The sequence below is a fragment of the Plantibacter flavus genome, from assembly GCF_002024505.1.
GTDB lineage: Bacteria > Actinomycetota > Actinomycetes > Actinomycetales > Microbacteriaceae > Plantibacter > Plantibacter flavus_A.
This window is the reverse complement of record NZ_CP019402.1, coordinates 755,140-771,886: the sequence shown is the minus strand read 5'-3', so window position 1 is coordinate 771,886 and position 16,747 is coordinate 755,140. Positions and strand designations below refer to the sequence as shown.

Here is a 16,747-nt window from a genome sequence, read left to right as displayed (position 1 = left end):
GTAGCGTTGCAGCATGCCTCCCACTGATGGATCGACGTCCGCGGCGCCCGCCGCCACCATCGCGAACCTCCTCGCCGAGACCCGCAGCTACGCCCCGCCGGCCGACCTCGCCCGGACGGCGAACGTCGGCCCGGAGGAGTGGGTCCGCGCGGCCGCCGACCCCGTGGCGTTCTGGGAGGAGCAGGCCCGACGCCTCGACTGGGTCACCCCGTGGCACACGGCGCACACGTGGGACCCGGCCCGACCGGTCGACGGGTCCGACCCGACGGACCCCGAGCCCGAGCTCACCGTCCCCGCCGCCACCTGGTTCGCCGGGGGAACGCTCAACGTGGCGGTCAACTGCGTCGACCGCCACGTCGATGCCGGACGAGGCGACAAGGTCGCCCTCCACTTCGAGGGCGAGCCGGGCGACCGCCGCTCCATCACCTACGCCGAGTTGCAGCGCGAGGTCGCGAAGGCCGCCAACGCCCTGACGGCACTCGGCATCGGGCAGGGCGACCGCGTCGTCATCTACCTGCCGGTCATCCCCGAGACGGTCATCGCCACCCTCGCCGTCGCGCGCATCGGCGCCATCCACTCCCTCGTGTTCGGTGGGTTCTCCGCCGAGGCGCTGCGCTTCCGGGTGGAGGACACCGAGGCGAAGCTGCTCATCACCACCGACGGCCAGTACCGCCGGGGTACCGCTGTGCCCGTCAAGCAGAACGCCGACGCCGCCGTCGACGGTGTGCCGTCCATCGAGCACGTGCTCGTCGTCGCACGCACGGGCGACGAGACGCCGAACGTGCCTTGGACCCCCGGTCGCGACGTCTGGTGGCACGACACCGTGGGTGTCGCCGCCGACACCCACGAGGCCGAGGCGTTCGATGCGGAGAACCCGCTCTTCATCATCTACACGAGCGGCACCACCGGGAAGCCCAAGGGACTCGTCCACACCTCTGGCGGCTATCTCACGCAGGCGTCCTGGACCCACTGGGCGATCTTCGACGCCAAGGACGACGACGTCCACTGGTGCACCGCCGATCTCGCCTGGGTCACCGCACACACCTATGAGATCTACGGTCCACTCTCGAACGGGCTCACCCAGGTGATCTACGAGGGCACGCCGAACACTCCGCACCAGGCACGGCACTTCGAGATCATCGAGCGCTACGGCGTGACGACGTACTACACGGCACCCACGCTCATCCGGACCCTCATGACGTGGTTCCCCGAGGGACCACCCGCCGAGTACGACCTCTCGACCCTCCGGCTTCTCGGCACCGTCGGTGAGGCGATCAACCCCGAGGCCTGGATGTGGTTCCGCGAGCGCATCGGGCGCGGCGAGACCCCGGTCGTCGACACCTGGTGGCAGTCGGAGACGGGGTCGGCCGTCATCGCGCCGCTCCCCGGCGCGACCACGATCAAGCCGGGTTCCGGCAGTCGCGCACTCCCCGGCCTGGAGGCGTTGGTCGTCGACGAGGACGGCGAGACGGTGCCGTACGGATCCGGCGGATACCTGGTCGTCAGCCGTTTCGGGCCGTCGCTCGCACGCACGGTCTGGGGCAACCCGGAGCGCTACCGCGACTCGTACTGGGCGAAGTACTGGAGGCAGGGCTACTTCTTCTCCGGCGACGGCGCGAAGTGGGACGAGGACGGCGACATCTGGGTCCTCGGGCGCGTCGACGACGTCATCAACGTCTCGGGCCACCGCCTGTCGACCATCGAGATCGAATCGGCCCTCGTGTCGCATCCCCACGTGGGCGAGGCCGGCGTCGTCGGCGTGCACGACCCGATCACGGGGAGCGCGATCGCCGCGTTCGTCATCCCCTCCTCGCGGTCCCACGGGCCCGAGGCCGACGGCGAGGCGTACTGGTTGGATCGCTCTGCGGCACTCCGCGAGGCACTGCGCTCCCACGTGGCGAACGAGATCGGCCCGATCGCGAAGCCTCGCGACGTCTTCGTGGTCCCAGACCTGCCGAAGACCCGCTCGGGGAAGATCATGCGGCGTCTGCTCGGCGACATCGTCGACCAGCGGCCCCTCGGCGACACGACCTCGCTGCAGGACGAAGCGGCCCCGCACCGGATCGCCGAGATCGTCACTGCTGCACGGACCCCTCGAACCCGGGAATAGCGCCTCGATCGATGCAGTTGCATCCATCGTCAATGGCGACGCAGCCTCTGTCCACTTCCCTTGTTCCGCTTGGAGACCGCATGTCCATCGTCACCCGTACCGCCCAGACCGACGCCCCCATCCTCGACGTCCTCGCCGACCGGTGGAGCCCCCGCTCCTTCGTGAGCGAGCCCGTCGCCGCCGCGAAGATGGCCTCGGCCCTGGAAGCCGCGCGTTGGTCGCCGAGCGCCAACAACGTGCAGCCCTGGCGGTTCATCGTCGGCACTAAGGGGACCGCCGCGTTCGACGCGATCGCTGAGCAGCTGGTGGCGTTCAACCGAGGGTGGGCCGCTCAGGCGGGCGCGCTCATCGTCGCCGTCGCCGAGACGGTCGACGACGAGGGGAACGAGCGTCCCTGGGCCATCTACGACCTCGGCCAGGCGATGGCGCACTTGAGCGTCCAGGCCCACAGCGACGGCCTGTTCGCACACCAGATGGCCGGCTTCTCCGCCGACGGCATCCGCGAGGCGTTCTCGCTGCCGGACGGCCTCCTGCCGTTCACCGTCACCGCGCTCGGCGAGCTCGGCGACCCGGAACTCCTGCCGGAGGGCATGCTCCGCGACCGCGAGACCGCTCCGCGCGAGCGTCGTCCGCTCGCCGACCTCGTGATCGTCCAGGAGTAGTCCGCTCGGTTCCTGCACCACCACGCTGCGCAGTCCGGTCCGCCTGACTGCGCAGTCGTCGTTCGCGGGGACCTAGGGCGCCGCTACAGCCCCGCGACGAGGTTGATGACGGTCGCCAGGATCACGGAGCCGAAGAGGTACGACAGCAGCGTGTGCTTGAGCACGGTTCGGCGCAGCTCACTGGACCGCAGCGTCGTATCGGAGACCTGGTACGTCATGCCGAGGTCGAACGAGAGGTAGGCGAAGTCGCTGTACTGGGGCGCCTCCTCCTGGTTGAAGTCGATGCCGCCCTCCGGAGCAGCGAAGTACATGCGTGCGTACCGGAGGGTGTAGATCGTGTGGATGAGCGCCCACGACATGGCGACACTCAGCACCGAGAACCCCGCCAGCAGGCCCTGTTCGACGCCGGTCGACGCCCGCGCCTGCAGGATCACGACGCTGAGGGCGACCAGGCTCCCGACGCTCGCCAGCACGATGAGGACCTCGCTCGTCGTCCGTCCGGGTTCCTCCGAGGTCGCATGCTCGCGCGTGCGTGCCGGGCCCATCCGCCAGATACGCGCCCAGAGCGAGACGATGAAGACGACGCACGTGGCTCCCCAGCCGGCCAGGATCGCCCCCGCCCAGAACCAGGTCAGGCCAGTGGCCACCCCGACGCCCAAGCCGATGACGGCGGACAGGATCAGGCGGAGTTTCGCGCCGTGCCGCAGGGCGATCGGTCCGGACGTCGATGAGCTCACGAGCTGATCGTGGCACCGTCCGCGGAGTGCGTGACGCAGACTCGCGGCCGACGCCGCACCTCACACCGCTTCGACGAACAACTCCTCCAACTCGGCGAAGACGCCGACGGCGAGGCGCTCGAACTGCTCGGCGCTCAGCCGGATCGTCTCGCCCGGGACGAGGCCGGTGAACGACGCCCCATCGGCGTACTGCAACACGGTCCCCACCGTGAACACACGGTCGTGGTCGAGGATCGACGCGACGATGAGTTCGAGCTCGTTGAGGGCCCCGGGACCTTTCCCGAGCACCGAGCGCACCCGGTGGACGAACGGCCGGTCGAGCACGAGGGTGAGGCCGGTGAAGAACTCGGGGTCGACCACGGCCAGCGCTGCCGGGTCCGCGCCGGCCTCGGCCAGCGTCTCGCGTCCGGCGACCAGCGCGGCGATCATCGTCTTCGCCTGGTCGACCTCTCGCTGTTCGAAGGTCTTGCGTCCCAACATGGGTGTCTCCTCGGCGTCGCGGATCAGGTGCGCTTCACGCTACTCCCCGGCATGCCCGGATCCCAGCAGGTCTCGCGCCTCCGGTGGTCAGGCCTGCTTGCGCTCGCGACGCGGGACGTGGAGCGACACGACGCCGGCGTCACGGTTGATCCGACGGGCCTGTGCCCGCCAGATGAGCGCGAAGGCGACGACGAGCACGATCATGGCCGGGACGACGAGCACCTTGAGCACCGGCATGGCCGGGAACAGCAGCCCCCAGAGCACGGTGTTACCGTCCCACAGGCCGTGCATGACCGCGACGAGCACGTAGGTCAGGAGCACCCCCACGGTGATCCGGAACCGTCCGTTGCGTGCAGCGGCGAACACCGCGGCGGCGAGCAGCGCCGTCCACAGTGGGTGGCCGACCGGGTCGAAGATCGTCCGGGCGAACGCGGCTCCGGCCGCCTGGAACGCCGGGTGCGTGAGGATGGTCTCGAGGGGTGGTGAGCCGGCGGCGAGCTTCTGCGATGCTTCGACGCCGGCCGCCCATCCCTGTCCGATGTACCAGAGGTTCTCGAGGACGGCGAAGCCGATGCCGACGGCACCGCCGACGAAGAGACCACCCCGGGCGGTCTTCACCGGCAACCGCCATGCCACGATCACGACGGCGATGATCTTCGCCAGTTCCTCGGCGACCCCGGCGAAGAAGAGCCCGATGTCGTGCGGGTTCTCGCCGGCATCGGTCGCGGCGACGCCGATGAGGGAGTCGAAGGTGCTGCCGAGCGTGATGGCGATGAAGCCTCCGACCAGCACCGCCCAGAGGAGCGTCGCCGTCGTGACGCCGTCGCCCGACTGGAGACGTCGGGCCATGATGAGCAGCAGGGTGGACGCGGCCAGCCCTGAGCCGAGCAGGATCCACGCGGGGACCACCGCCGGGTTACCGAGGAGCACGTGCGGCACCAGCAGCAGGAACAGCCAGAGCGCCAGGCCGCCGAAGAAGAACCAGGCGGGGGCGTGTGCGTGACGCCAGAGGGGCGCGGCGGTGCCGCTGGTCTCGGGCGTCGTGATCGGGGCTGCGTGCGACATCGTGTCCTCTCAGGGCGCGCCGACCGGGCCCACCGCGAGGATCACGCTAGTGCGCGGCATCCGTCGGGCACCAGGGGTTTCCTCCCCCACTCGGGGGTCACTGTCAGCGCGGTGCTGTCGCGCGAGCGCGGGGCAGACGCGTGAGCGCACCCCTTCGGAGGGGTGCGCTCACGTCGATAGGCTGCGCTCGGGTCAGCGCACCGCGCTGGCCGCAAGCAGCCAGGCTAGGCCGGGACCACCGCGCGCTCGACCGTGAGGCCGTCGCCGTCGCTCGCGAGCTCGACGTGGACGGTGTCGCCGTCGCGGATCGAGCCGTCGAGGATCGCCCGCGCGAGGCGGTCGTCGATCTCCCGCTGCATGAGTCGACGCAGCGGACGCGCGCCGTACATGGGGTCGTAGCCGCGCTCCGCGAGCCACGCACGCGCATCGGGCGTGACCGCGAGGTGCAGCCGACGCTCGCCCAGTCGACGCTGCAGGCGATCGATGTAGAGCTCGACGATCTGGCCGAGCTCCGCTTCGCTGAGCGGCTGGAACACGACGATGTCGTCGAGACGGTTGATGAACTCCGGTTTGAAGGCCTGGCGCACGAGCTGCTGGACCGCCTCCTCCTTCTGCTCGAGGGAGAGCGAGGCGTCCATCAGGTACTGCGAGCCGAGGTTGGACGTCAGCACGAGGATGACGTTCCGGAAGTCGACCGTGCGCCCCTGGCCGTCGGTCAGGCGACCGTCGTCGAGCACCTGCAGGAGGATGTCGAACACCTCGGGGTGCGCCTTCTCGACCTCGTCGAGCAGCACGACGGAGTACGGGCGTCGACGGACGGCCTCGGTGAGCTGCCCGCCCTGCTCGTAGCCGACGTACCCCGGAGGTGCACCGACGAGCCGGGAGACCGAGTGCTTCTCGCCGTACTCGGACATGTCGATGCGGACCATGGCCTTCTCGTCGTCGAAGAGGAACTCGGCGAGCGCCTTCGCCAGCTCGGTCTTGCCGACGCCGGTGGGGCCGAGGAACATGAAGGAGCCGGTCGGACGGTCGGGATCGGAGATGCCGGCCCGGGTGCGCCGGACGGCGTCGGACACGGCGGCGACCGCACGGTGCTGCCCGATGAGTCGGCGGGACAGCTCCTGCTCGAGGTGCAGCAGTTTCTCCGTCTCGCCCTGCAACAGGCGACCGACGGGGATGCCGGTCCACGCGGCGATGACGGCGGCGATGTCCTCGGCGGTCACCTGGTCGTTGACCATCCGGGGTTCGCCGTCGGTGTCCTGCTCGGCCGACTCCGCGAGCGCGAGTTCGCGTTCGAGCTGCGGGATGTCGGCGTAGAGCAGCTTGGACGCCTGTTCGAGCTTGCCCTCGCGCTGGGCGCGTTCGGCCTTGCTCCGGGCGGCGTCGAGCTGCTTCTTGAGGTCGCCGACCCGGTTGAGGCTCGCGCGCTCGCGCTCCCAGCGCGCCTGCAGTTCGCCGAGCGCGGCCTGGCGGGTCGCGAGGTCCTCCCGAAGGCGGGCGAGGCGCTCCTTCGAGGCGTCGTCCTTCTCCTTCTTGAGGGCGAGCTCCTCGAGCTTCAGGCGGTCGACACTGCGTCGGAGCTCGTCGATCTCGACGGGAGCCGAGTCGATCTCCATGCGCAGTCGGCTGGCCGCCTCGTCGATGAGATCGATCGCCTTGTCGGGCAGCTGCCGCGACGTGATGTAGCGGTTGGACAGGGCGGCCGCCGCGACGAGCGCGTTGTCGGCGATGGCGACCTTGTGGTGCGCCTCGTACCGCTCCTTGAGACCGCGGAGGATGGCGACCGTGTCCTCGACGCTCGGCTCCCCCACGAACACCTGCTGGAAGCGACGCTCCATGGCGGCGTCCTTCTCGATGAACTCGCGGTACTCGTCGAGCGTGGTCGCGCCGATCAGCCGCAGCTCGCCGCGGGCGAGCATGGGCTTCAGCATGTTGGCCGCCGCGACGGACCCCTCGCCGCCGCCGGCACCCATGAGCACGTGGAGCTCGTCGATGAAGGTGATGATCTGTCCGTCGGACTCGTCGATCTCCTTGAGCACGGCCTTGAGGCGCTCTTCGAACTGCCCGCGGTACATGGCGCCGGCGACGAGCGCGGAGAGGTCGAGGGAGATGAGCTGCTTGCCCTTGAGGCTCTCGGCGACGTCGCCCGCGACGATGCGCTGGGCGAGGCCCTCGACGACGGCGGTCTTGCCGACGCCGGGCTCGCCGATGAGGACGGGGTTGTTCTTGGTGCGTCGCGTGAGCACCTGGCTCACGCGACGGATCTCGGCGTCGCGGCCGATGACCGGATCGAGCTTGCCGGAGGCGGCGATCTCGGTCAGGTTGACGCCGTACTGCTCGAGCGCGCTGCGCTGATCCTCTTGCTGAGGCGTCTGGCCTGCTGGCATGGGTACGGTCTCCTGTTCAAACTTGAGTGAATCTGACTCAAGTTTACCACCGCCACTCCCCGCCGACAAGGTGCGATCGGCGGGTGACCTTCAGCGCTTCGAAGGGTAGGCTTACCTATCGATGCCTCGCCTCAGTGAACAGACCCCCGACTCGATCTTCATCCTCCTCGCAGCCGTCGTCCGGCGCATCGAGCAGGTGAGCCCGAGCTATCGGCGTTTCACGTTCACGGGCCCCGAGGTCCAGCACATCGCGGACAACCGTCACGACCAGCGCATCAAGCTGCTCTTCCCGCTGCCCGACACCGGTTTCGACGAGCTGCCGATGCACGACGACTGGTACCAGGCCTGGCGACTGCTGCCCAACGACAAGCGTCACCCGATGCGCACGTACACGATCCGCGAGGTCCGGCCCGAGCTCGCCGAGTTCGACGTCGACATCGCCCTGCACGGCCGCGTCGGCCCCGCGTCCACCTGGGCGATGGACGCGAAGGTCGGCGACGAGCTCGTCGTCAACGTCCCGAACGCCCGGTCGGCCGTCCCGGCCGGCGGCATCGACTGGCACGCGCCGGCCACCGTCGACCAGGTGCTCCTCGCTGGCGACGAGACGGCCCTGCCCGGGATCGCCGGGATCCTCGAGCGCCTGCCGAGCACCGCGCGCGGGATCGCCGTCGTCGAGCTGCCGCACGAGGACGACATCGCCGCCCTGTCCACGAAGCCCGACGGGATCGAGGTCGTCGTCCTCCCCCGCGGCGACCAGCCCGTGGGCACCCTGCTCATCCCCGAGGTCGAGCGCATCGCGAGCCGCCTCGCGCCGAGCGTCGACACCGCCACGATCGCCACGCAGCCGGCACTCGAGGACGTCGACGTCGACACCGAGCTGCTCTGGGAAGCACCGGTCAACGCGACCGGAGGCCCCGTCCTCGAGAGCGCACCGCTCTATGCGTGGCTCGCCGGAGAGGCGTCGGCCATCAAGACGCTCCGCCGACACCTCGTCTCCGGATGCGGCGTCGACCGCAAGTCGGTCGCGTTCATGGGCTACTGGCGACACGGCAAGGCCGAAGACAACCGATGAGCCGGTGAGCGCCGACCTCGACAGCCTGCGGCTCCCGACCGCGGCCGCCCGCGCACGAGAGGCGTCGACCGGCATCGCCCGATCGACCGCCTCACGCTGGCTCCTCCTCGTCGCAGCGCTCGTCGTGCTCGCCACCATCGCCGTCGGCAGCCTCTTCATCGGCTCGGGGACCATCAGTGCCGCAGAGGTCTGGCGGGCGCTCTCGCAGGGCGGCGACGACACCAACGCGATCCTCGTCACCGGGTTCCGGCTGCCGCGCATGCTCCTGGCCATCGGCGTCGGTGCGGCGCTCGGCCTCGCCGGAGCGATGATGCAGGCCGTCACGCGGAACCCGCTCGCCGACCCCGGCATCCTCGGCGTCAACGCCGGGGCGTACATCGCGGTCGTGCTCGCCGTCGCCATCGCCGGCACCGCCGACCTGAGCTCGTACGTGTGGTGGTCCTTCGCAGGTGCGGGCCTCGCCTCCGTCATCGTGTACGTCATCGGCTCCCGGGGCCGCGCCGGCGCGACCCCGGTCCGCCTCGTCCTCGCCGGCGTCGCGCTCTCTGCCGCGCTCCAGGGAGTGACCTTCGCCATCACGATCCGCAACCCGGACATCTTCGACAAGATCCGCTTCTGGCAGGCCGGATCGCTGCAGAACCGCCAGATGGACGTGTTCCTCGGGGTGTTGCCGTTCCTCATCGTCGGGGTCGTCCTCGCGCTCGTCGTCTCCCGGTCGCTCAACGCCGTCGCCCTCGGAGACGACCTCGCGACCTCCCTCGGCACGAAGGTGCTCCGGACGCGGGTGCTCTCGGTCGTCGCGATCACCCTGTTGTGCGGTTCGGCCACCGCGGCGGCCGGACCGATCGCCTTCCTCGGACTCATGTCGCCCTACCTCGCCCGCGCCATCGTCGGACCGGACCAGCGCTGGGTGCTCCCGTTCACGATGGTGTTCGCGCCGATCATCTTCCTGCTGTCCGACCTCGTCGGGCGGGTCGCCGTCCCCGGCGAGATGCCGGTCGGGATCGTCACGGCGTTCGTGGGTGCCCCGCTCCTCATCGTGCTCATCCGGCGTTCGAAGGCGCAGGGGCTGTGACCGCGGTCGCCGAGCCGGGTCGGCGCACCGTGCGGGTCGGTCGGGTCAGCTGGGTGGTCCACCGGCGCGAGCTGGTCGTCGTCGGCGCCCTGGTCGCCGTCGTCGTCGGGGTCGGCGCCTTCGCGCTCACCCAGGGCGAGTACCGCATCCCGCTCGACAAGCTGCTCGCCGCGTTCACCGGCACGGGCTCGGAGAGCGTCCTTCGCATCGTGTTGGAGTGGCGCCTGCCGCGAGTCGTGATCGCCGTCATCGGCGGGATCGCGCTCGGGCTCTCCGGTGCGATCTTCCAGTCGATCACCCGGAACCCGCTGGGCAGTCCCGACATCATCGGGTTCAACTCCGGCGCGTTCACCGGCGCGCTCATCGTCACCCTCGTCGTCGGCGGGAACTATGCGGCGACGGTGTCCGGTGCGTTGATCGGCGGGCTCGCGACGGCGCTCGTCGTCTATCTCCTCGCGTGGTCTCGGGGCGTCCAGGGCTTCCGGCTCATCGTGATCGGCATTGCGATCAGTGCCGTCCTCAACGCGTTCAACGACTACCTGCAACTGCGGGCGGACCTCAACGCCGCCATCGCGGCCGCGAGCTGGGGCATGGGTTCGCTCGCCGACCTCGGGTGGCAGGACGTCGTGCCCATGACGATCGCGGTCGCGGTCCTCGTCCCCCTCCTCGCGCTCATGTCCCGCCGACTCGGCATGCTGGAGTTCGGCGACGACATCGCGAGCGCCCTGGGCATCCCGGTCGAGCGCGCGCGGCTGCTGCTGCTCGTGCTCGGCGTCGCGCTCACCGCGACCGTCACCGCGGTCGCCGGCCCGATCATCTTCGTCGCCCTCGCCGCACCCCAACTCGCCCGGCGACTGACGAAGTCCGCCGGCATCACCCTCGTCCCCTCGGCCGCCATGGGCGCGGCGTTGCTCCTCGTGAGTGACGTCGTGGCTCAGCGGATCATCGCCCCGGCCGCCCTGCCGGTCGGTGCGGTGACCGTGACCCTCGGCGGCATCTACCTCATCGCCCTGCTCATCACGCAGGCGGGAAAGCGCTGACATGAAGACCGACAGCCCCAGCACCAGACTCGCCGGGACAGGCCTCCGGGTCGGCTACGACCAGCGGACCATCATCCACGAACTGGACATCGCGATCCCCGACGACTCGTTCACGGTCATCGTCGGGCCGAACGCCTGTGGCAAATCGACGCTCCTGCGTGCCCTCGCCCGGCTGCTGAAGCCGACCCAGGGGCACGTCGTGCTCGACGGTCAGGAGATCACGCGCTACCCGTCGAAGGAGGTCGCGAAACGCATCGGGCTGCTGCCGCAGACGTCGATCGCGCCCGACGGCATCTCGGTGATCGACCTCGTGTCGCGCGGACGGTACCCGCACCAGTCGATCCTCCGACGCTGGTCGGCGGCCGATGAGGCGGCGGTGCTCGCGGCGATGGAGGCGACGAACGTCACCGAGCTGTCCGGTCGCCTCGTCGACGAACTGTCCGGCGGCCAGCGCCAGCGGGTGTGGGTTGCGATGGCTTTGGCGCAGGAGACGCCGTTGCTGCTGCTCGACGAGCCGACGACCTTCCTCGACATCACGCATCAGGTGGAGCTGCTCGACCTCTTCACCCGGCTCAACCAGGAGGGTGGCCGCACCCTCGTCGCGGTCCTGCACGATCTCAACCAGGCCGCCCGGTACGCGACGCACCTGATCGCGATGCGCGACGGACACGTGGTCGCGCAGGGTGCGCCGGCGGACATCGTGACGGCCGAGCTCGTCGAGGAGGTCTTCGGGCTCCGCTGCCGGATCATCGACGACCCCGAATCGCACACGCCGCTCGTCATCCCGCTGATGGGCGCGCACTGACCCGTGGTGCTGGCGTGCGTCAGCAGCCGATGGCGGGTGTGCCGGGTCGGCAGGGTTTGTCGACGCCGATGGTGGAGTTGCGGACGATCTGGACCGTGTGGGGTTCTTCGGTCGGGATCGGCAGGGTCCCGATGACGGGGAGCCAGCCGCTGTCGCCGATGCGGTACTCGGCGGCGTACTCGACGTCGACGGTGATGGTCTTGGTCCCGACCGTCGTGTAGCGGTGACTGGTGGGGGTCTTGGAGAACTCCGCGAGCCCGAGGGCGGCCCAGCTGGATCCACCGGTCCGGGTGGTGGTCGTGTCGCCGTCGCCGTAGTCGAAGGTGAATCCGACGGGGATGAAGTGCACCTCCGCGACCTGGCCGAGGAGGGTGCCGGTGCGGGTGTGTCCGGAGGCGCCGGCGATGACGTTGGTGTGGAGCCCGCGGACACCCCAGGCGTTGGGTTCGGTGGTGACGGTCGGTGGGGCGGGGGCGAAGCTGGCGACGTCGCGGATCGTGACGGGCTGTGCGGCGGGTGCTGCTCCGAGGTCGGTGCCGAGGTCCCCGGGCGTGAAGGTGTAACACTCGTCCGGCCGCATGAGGCTGCAGACCGTCCGCTCACCGTTAGGACCGTCGGTCACCCCGGGTGGCAACTCGGCCGAACCGCCACCACCGCTGTCTCCGCCCGTCCCGCCACCGGAACCACCGCCGGTGCCAGGGCGTTCGACGCTGCCACCGATGTCGACCGAACCGTTGCCGATGCAAGCGCCCGAAATGGCCCCGCCAGCATCGCAGCTGGCGGCGACGGCGGCGGATGCTAACCCGACGCCGCCCACAAGCATGAGCCCGACGGCCAGCGCAGTACCTACTCTCCGCATGAGGACCCCTCCTTGATGACTTCGTGCTTCGCCAGCACGTAGGGCGGTTGATCAGCAGCACCCGGAGCAATATGAACTGCCCAGGTGCGCTTCGCTGGGCGTTCAGGCTTGATGACCGACTCTCCTGCCCCATCCATTGCGTGCAGGCCAGTCATGTCCACGCAGGCGGATCCAATGATGAGGACGCCCGCTGCGTCAGGTTTCGAGTACCAGTCGCTGATCGTGAACACCTCCAGCGAAGCCGCGCCGGAGAACGTCCATCCGAGCTCCTTGAGCTTGGACAGGCTCTCGTTCTCGAATGTTCGGAGCTCTCCGGTCGTCACCTCATCGATGCGAGCAGCATCGACTCCGCCATCTGCGACGACCCGGTTCCACACACTCAAGTAGCTCTCGTAAGCCTCGGTGCCGGCCGCCAGTGCCTGTTCCTCGTTTTCGAAGACCGGCGGCGAGCTCTTCGGGGGCGGCGCAGGATCAGGTCCGGTGCACGCGGTGAGGGCGAGCACTCCCGCCGTGAGAACGATCGTGGAGGCGGAGCGAGAGCGAGAGGTCCGTGGCATCCCTCGACGCTACGCGCGCCCAGACTCCAGTCCAGGGTTATCCACAGAGCAGATATGCCTACACGGACATATGTCGCGCGGACTGGTCCGCGTGCCAGCGCGGTGCGCTGATGTGAGCGCACCCCTGGGGACGTGACCGCGGGTCTCCGGAGGGGCGCGCTCGCGTCAGTGACCCGCGCTCACGTCAGCGCACCGCGCTGGCCCCAGCACAAGCGTTACCGGGACGTGACTTGGGAAGCTTAGGCTTACCTCATACCCCACGTCCTCAACGGAAAGCAGAACATGCGCCGCATGCCCCGCACCCTCACCGCCGTCGCCGCCCTCGCGGTCGCCGGCCTCGCCCTCGCCGGCTGCACCGCCGGGTCCTCCACCGACGACGCCTCCACCGGCACGCTCGGCACCGTCGACACCATGTTCGGCGAGGTGACCGTCCCGGAGCCCGCGGGCGACCTCACCGTCGTCGCCCTCGGCTGGTCCGACGCGGAGATGGCGCTCTCCCTCGGCGTGGTGCCCGTCGGCGTGTACGACTGGCAGTCCTTCGGCGCCGACAACAAGGCCGTCGGCCCGTGGGCCACCGACCTCTTCGGCGACGTGACCCCCGAGATCATCGAGGACAGCGGTGACACCGTCAACTACGAGCAGATCCAGGCGCTCGAACCCGATCTCATCCTCAACACCCGTTCCGCCGGTGACGAGAAGCAGTACGAGCGGCTCTCGGAGATCGCCCCGACCGTCTTCGCACCCAAGGGGACCGCCGCGTTCGCGACCCCGTGGGACGTCCAGCTCGAGCAGGTCGCCGCCGCGCTCGGGAAGACCCAGGAGGGTGACGCGCTCGTCTCGGCCACGAAGCAGTCGATCAACGAGGCCGCCGACCTGCACCAGGAGTTCGCGGGGCTCACCACCGTCGCCGCGACGAAGTTCGGCGACGCCTACGGCGCCTACCTCGAGGGCGACGGTCGCTTCGACATCCTCGCCGACCTCGGCTTCCAGCAGAACCCGGCCGTCCTCGACCTCGATGCCTCCGGCTTCTATGCGGCGGTCTCCGCCGAGCAGGTGTCCGCGTTCGACGCCGACGTCGCCGTCCTCCTCCCGATCGGGTTCAGCGCAGCGGACACCACCGCCGACCCGCTCCTCGCGAGCCTCCCCGTGGTGCAGGACGGTCGCGCGATCGTCCTCGACCCCGCCGACGAGCTCACGCAGGCCTACAGCGCGGCGTCCGTACTGAGCATCCCCGTCGTCCTCGAGCAGCTCGTCCCGAAGCTCGCCGAGGCCGCCGCCAAGGTCGCGAAGTAGAGTCCAGCCCACCAGCACCACAGCAGGAGATCCGCGCGAGAGCCGGACGGAGTCGCGTCTTCCGTCCGGCTCTCGCGCTGTTGTCCTGTTCTCGCGCTGCACGCGCCGCCGCTCAGGCCGGCCGGGACAACTTCCGCAGCCGCGCGAACCCCAGCGCCGCGACGATCACGAGCACTCCCACCAGCAGGACGACGGCCGCGCCCGGCGCCACCGGCGCCAGCGCCGTCAGCCCACCGCCGACGAGGAGCGACAGCAGGACGGCGTCCGACTGCCAGAGCAGGACGTTCAGCGAGGAGGCGTCGCCGAACGGCGTCGGGACGGGCATGAGCAGCAGGATCGGCAGCGGTCCCTTCGCGGCGTCGAACGTGCGGAGCACGACGATCCAGACCGCGAGCAGCAGCCACCACCCGAGCGGCTGGAGGAGGGTCATCCCGCCCGGTGCCGCGGAGGCGAGCACCCCGAGCAGGGCACCGACCCCACCGATCACGACCGCGGCCAGCAGCGGGGCGACGGCTCCGGCGAAGACGAGCGACCGCGGGCTCCGGCCGTAGAGCGTCGGCGTCCCGGCGCTCTCCACCCCGTGCCGCACGGCGTCGCACCAGACGCCCACGGCGAGGTAGGCGAGGAACGCCGCGGGGACGGCGAGCATCCACCGCACACCGTCCGGGAGTCCGAAGGACAGACCGACCGCCGCACCGGACACCGCCAGGATGAGGGAACCGAGGGCGACCCGCCCGGGTGTCCGCCGAGCTCCGACGATCGACCGCCGGAGGACGACGAGCCAGAACGGCCCGGTCATCCGCAGCGGGACACGGCGACCGCTCGTCGGGGAGACTCGCAGCCCGCCGACGGCACCCGAGGCGTCACCGCTCTGCAGCATCATCCCGACCCGCTGCCAGCGCAGCGCCTGGTCGAGGAGGGGTCCGCTCCGCAGTCCGTCCAGTGCCCTCGGGACGAGCAGGAGGGAGACCGACCCGAGCACGACGAGCGCGACCGCCGGCCACCAGTACACCGGCACCCCACCGACGCGAACCAGCCACCGCCGCCACCCCAGGTGAAGAGCCCCGCCCAGTCCCCCGTCGCGAGTGCGCCACCGAGCACCATGCTCTCGACACCGCCCGCGACCGGCGACCAGAGGAGCCCCAGCCAACCCCACGGGGAGACGAGCAGCATGCCGGGGACGAGGAGACCGAGCACTCCGCCCACACCGGCGACGATGACGACGGCGGCGACCGTCCGTCGCGAACCGTGCTGACCGAGCAGCCACGCCACCGCGAGGAGCAGCGAGAAGCCCACGGCACCGATCACGAACGCCACCACGGCGGCGGGCACGGTCGGTCCGGTCATACCGATCACCGAGGCCGTGTCGGCGGCCACTCCGGCCGAGACGGTCGCCCGCTCCCCGGGCACCAGGAGTCGCGACAAGCCGACCACCCCGGCCACGAGGACCGAGAGCCCTGAGAGCGCGAGCGCTGAGGCGACGAAAGGACGACGCAGCGTGAGCCGACGCGGCAATGGCGAATCGGCGAGGAACTGCACCGCCGCCGGCCTCGGCACGACCGCTCCCCTCGTCCGACCCCCGAGCACGACGACGATCGTCGCGATCGCCGAGAGCAGCGCGACCGCCCCGGGCCGGACGGCCGCCACGACGCCCGCGGCGTCCGGCTCGATCAGTCCGAGGACTGCGAACCGCACGAGCGGAGCGCCCACGATGAGCGCGACGAGCAGCGCGGCGTAGACGACGAACGCGACATCGGTGAGCCGCGGACGCCCGTCGCGCGCGGCGAGCACCGCCCGACCGGCGCGGAGGATCCGACGGTCGTCGCGCGTGATGCGCCCGGAGCCGGTGCTCACGGGGCTTCGACCGTGATCGCCTCGTCCGCGACCCGTTCGACGAGCCCGGCGTCGTGGCTCGCGAAGACGATCGCCGCCCCGCGCTCCTTCGCGAGCAGGATGCGGTCGGCGACGAGGCCACGCCGCTCGGCGTCGAGGCGCTGCTCAGGTTCGTCGAGCACGAGGACGTCGAAGGGCCGGACGAGCGCCGTCGCCAGGGCGAACAGCTGCGACTGCCCCGAGGACAGCTCGGTGGCGAAGCGGCGCGCGAGCGTGTCGATGTGCAACGCCGCGAGCAGCTCGTCGGCTGCGTCGTCCGCCGCCTGCCCGGTCACACCCCACGTCGTCGAGATGTAGCGCAGGTGTTCACGCAGCGTCAGGTCCGGCGCGTAGGCCGGGGTGCCGATGAGGGCTGAGACGGAGCGACGCACCGTGCGGTCGCGGTCGTCGATGGTCCGGCCGCCGATCGTCGCCGTCCCGCTCGACGGACGCAGCCGTCCGCTGAGGATCCGCAACAGGGTCGTCTTGCCCGATCCGTTCCGCCCCCGGACGGCGAGCGCCATCCCCGGCTCGACCCGGATGTCCGTGGGCGCCAGCAGGGTCTCCCCGTCGATCACCGCTCCGACGCCGTCCGCCTCGATCAGCGGCTGCAGCGCGGCAACCGACTCCCCCTCGTGTCCCGACATCGTCCCATCCTCGCAGGCGCCCGCCGAGGTGTCCTCCGCCGCGCGGCTGATCGTGCGGTCGGCTGTCGGGGCTCAGCATGCCGGTC

General features: G+C 70.4%; 16 protein-coding genes. 7 read left to right on the top strand and 9 right to left on the bottom strand.

Annotated elements, in window-relative coordinates; translation table 11 throughout:
* Window positions 1–13 precede the first annotated feature (13 nt).
* Window positions 14–2,110 (top strand): acetate--CoA ligase, encoded by a 2,097-nt coding sequence (gene acs, locus BWO91_RS03635; protein WP_071262216.1) that lies wholly within the window; start codon window positions 14–16, stop codon window positions 2,108–2,110.
* Between the two features lie 80 nt (window positions 2,111–2,190).
* The gene (locus tag BWO91_RS03630) at window positions 2,191–2,772 is read left to right on the top strand and encodes a nitroreductase family protein (protein WP_079001305.1); all 582 of its coding nucleotides are present in this window, start codon (window positions 2,191–2,193) and stop codon (window positions 2,770–2,772) included.
* An 83-nt stretch (window positions 2,773–2,855) separates the two neighbouring features.
* On the opposite strand, the gene BWO91_RS03625 is transcribed toward BWO91_RS03630, so the two are convergent.
* From BWO91_RS03625 to BWO91_RS03610, 4 genes are all read right to left on the bottom strand, one after another.
* Window positions 2,856–3,509 (bottom strand): DUF1345 domain-containing protein, encoded by a 654-nt coding sequence (locus BWO91_RS03625; RefSeq protein WP_079001303.1) that lies wholly within the window; start codon window positions 3,507–3,509, stop codon window positions 2,856–2,858.
* 60 nt (window positions 3,510–3,569) lie between these two features.
* Window positions 3,570–3,989, bottom strand: a complete 420-nt coding sequence (locus tag BWO91_RS03620) for a hypothetical protein (protein WP_064295513.1) — start codon at window positions 3,987–3,989, stop codon at window positions 3,570–3,572.
* Between the two features lie 87 nt (window positions 3,990–4,076).
* On the bottom strand, window positions 4,077–5,054 hold the full coding sequence (locus tag BWO91_RS03615; protein ID WP_079001301.1) for a PrsW family glutamic-type intramembrane protease: 978 nt from the start codon (window positions 5,052–5,054) through the stop codon (window positions 4,077–4,079).
* 224 nt (window positions 5,055–5,278) lie between these two features.
* Window positions 5,279–7,441 carry an ATP-dependent Clp protease ATP-binding subunit gene (locus BWO91_RS03610; RefSeq protein ID WP_079001299.1) on the bottom strand — a complete coding sequence of 721 codons (2,163 nt, stop codon included), beginning with the start codon at window positions 7,439–7,441 and terminating at the stop codon, window positions 5,279–5,281.
* Window positions 7,442–7,562: 121 nt separating this feature from the next.
* On the opposite strand from BWO91_RS03610, the gene BWO91_RS03605 reads away from it, so the two are divergent.
* Genes BWO91_RS03605 through BWO91_RS03590 form a run of 4 tightly spaced genes read left to right on the top strand, consistent with a single transcriptional unit; the run spans window position 7,563 to window position 11,433 of the window.
* Complete coding sequence (locus tag BWO91_RS03605; RefSeq protein WP_079001297.1) at window positions 7,563–8,513, top strand: siderophore-interacting protein; 951 nt, start codon at window positions 7,563–7,565, stop codon at window positions 8,511–8,513.
* 4 nt (window positions 8,514–8,517) lie between these two features.
* Window positions 8,518–9,588, top strand: coding sequence for an iron chelate uptake ABC transporter family permease subunit (locus BWO91_RS20185; protein ID WP_079001295.1), 1,071 nt, complete (start codon window positions 8,518–8,520; stop codon window positions 9,586–9,588).
* The gene (locus BWO91_RS03595; protein WP_240555666.1) at window positions 9,585–10,628 is read left to right on the top strand and encodes a FecCD family ABC transporter permease; all 1,044 of its coding nucleotides are present in this window, start codon (window positions 9,585–9,587) and stop codon (window positions 10,626–10,628) included. Before BWO91_RS20185 ends, BWO91_RS03595 begins: the two co-directional genes overlap by 4 nt.
* A gap of 1 nt (window position 10,629) precedes the next feature.
* On the top strand, window positions 10,630–11,433 hold the full coding sequence (locus tag BWO91_RS03590) for an ABC transporter ATP-binding protein (protein ID WP_079001293.1): 804 nt from the start codon (window positions 10,630–10,632) through the stop codon (window positions 11,431–11,433).
* Between the two features lie 19 nt (window positions 11,434–11,452).
* Here BWO91_RS03590 and BWO91_RS03585 read toward each other — a convergent pair whose 3' ends face one another.
* The gene (locus BWO91_RS03585; RefSeq protein WP_153303376.1) at window positions 11,453–12,292 is read right to left on the bottom strand and encodes a hypothetical protein; all 840 of its coding nucleotides are present in this window, start codon (window positions 12,290–12,292) and stop codon (window positions 11,453–11,455) included.
* Window positions 12,280–12,849, bottom strand: a complete 570-nt coding sequence (locus tag BWO91_RS03575) for a hypothetical protein (protein WP_153303375.1) — start codon at window positions 12,847–12,849, stop codon at window positions 12,280–12,282. Before BWO91_RS03575 ends, BWO91_RS03585 begins: the two co-directional genes overlap by 13 nt.
* A 291-nt stretch (window positions 12,850–13,140) precedes the next feature.
* Here BWO91_RS03575 and BWO91_RS03570 point away from each other — a divergent pair, with 291 nt between their 5' ends.
* Window positions 13,141–14,142, top strand: a complete 1,002-nt coding sequence (locus BWO91_RS03570) for an ABC transporter substrate-binding protein (protein WP_205847569.1) — start codon at window positions 13,141–13,143, stop codon at window positions 14,140–14,142.
* A gap of 112 nt (window positions 14,143–14,254) precedes the next feature.
* Here BWO91_RS03570 and BWO91_RS19585 read toward each other — a convergent pair whose 3' ends face one another.
* Genes BWO91_RS19585 through BWO91_RS03560 form a run of 3 tightly spaced genes read right to left on the bottom strand, consistent with a single transcriptional unit; the run spans window position 14,255 to window position 16,661 of the window.
* Window positions 14,255–15,025 carry a hypothetical protein gene (locus tag BWO91_RS19585; protein ID WP_153303374.1) on the bottom strand — a complete coding sequence of 257 codons (771 nt, stop codon included), beginning with the start codon at window positions 15,023–15,025 and terminating at the stop codon, window positions 14,255–14,257.
* A complete protein-coding gene (locus BWO91_RS03565) occupies window positions 15,022–15,996 on the bottom strand; it encodes a hypothetical protein (protein WP_079001285.1) in 975 nt (324 codons plus the stop codon). The genes BWO91_RS19585 and BWO91_RS03565 overlap by 4 nt, the downstream gene beginning before the upstream one ends.
* Window positions 15,993–16,661, bottom strand: coding sequence for an ABC transporter ATP-binding protein (locus BWO91_RS03560; protein WP_079001283.1), 669 nt, complete (start codon window positions 16,659–16,661; stop codon window positions 15,993–15,995). The genes BWO91_RS03565 and BWO91_RS03560 overlap by 4 nt, the downstream gene beginning before the upstream one ends.
* Between the last annotated feature and the right edge of the window lie 86 nt (window positions 16,662–16,747).

Bases quoted from the DNA above. Each gene is read 5' to 3' on its own strand.
- BWO91_RS03585 (WP_153303376.1), bottom strand. From the start codon at position 12,292: ATGCGGAGAGTAGGTACTGCGCTGGCCGTCGGGCTCATGCTTGTGGGC.
- BWO91_RS19585 (WP_153303374.1), bottom strand. From the start codon at position 15,025: ATGATGCTGCAGAGCGGTGACGCCTCGGGTGCCGTCGGCGGGCTGCGA.
- BWO91_RS03605 (WP_079001297.1), top strand. From the start codon at position 7,563: ATGCCTCGCCTCAGTGAACAGACCCCCGACTCGATCTTCATCCTCCTC.
- BWO91_RS03620 (WP_064295513.1), bottom strand. From the start codon at position 3,989: ATGTTGGGACGCAAGACCTTCGAACAGCGAGAGGTCGACCAGGCGAAG.
- BWO91_RS03560 (WP_079001283.1), bottom strand. From the start codon at position 16,661: ATGTCGGGACACGAGGGGGAGTCGGTTGCCGCGCTGCAGCCGCTGATC.
- BWO91_RS03615 (WP_079001301.1), bottom strand. From the start codon at position 5,054: ATGTCGCACGCAGCCCCGATCACGACGCCCGAGACCAGCGGCACCGCC.
- BWO91_RS03610 (WP_079001299.1), bottom strand. From the start codon at position 7,441: ATGCCAGCAGGCCAGACGCCTCAGCAAGAGGATCAGCGCAGCGCGCTC.
- BWO91_RS03590 (WP_079001293.1), top strand. From the start codon at position 10,630: ATGAAGACCGACAGCCCCAGCACCAGACTCGCCGGGACAGGCCTCCGG.
- BWO91_RS03630 (WP_079001305.1), top strand. From the start codon at position 2,191: ATGTCCATCGTCACCCGTACCGCCCAGACCGACGCCCCCATCCTCGAC.
- BWO91_RS03570 (WP_205847569.1), top strand. From the start codon at position 13,141: ATGCCCCGCACCCTCACCGCCGTCGCCGCCCTCGCGGTCGCCGGCCTC.
- acs (WP_071262216.1), top strand. From the start codon at position 14: ATGCCTCCCACTGATGGATCGACGTCCGCGGCGCCCGCCGCCACCATC.
- BWO91_RS03575 (WP_153303375.1), bottom strand. From the start codon at position 12,849: ATGCCACGGACCTCTCGCTCTCGCTCCGCCTCCACGATCGTTCTCACG.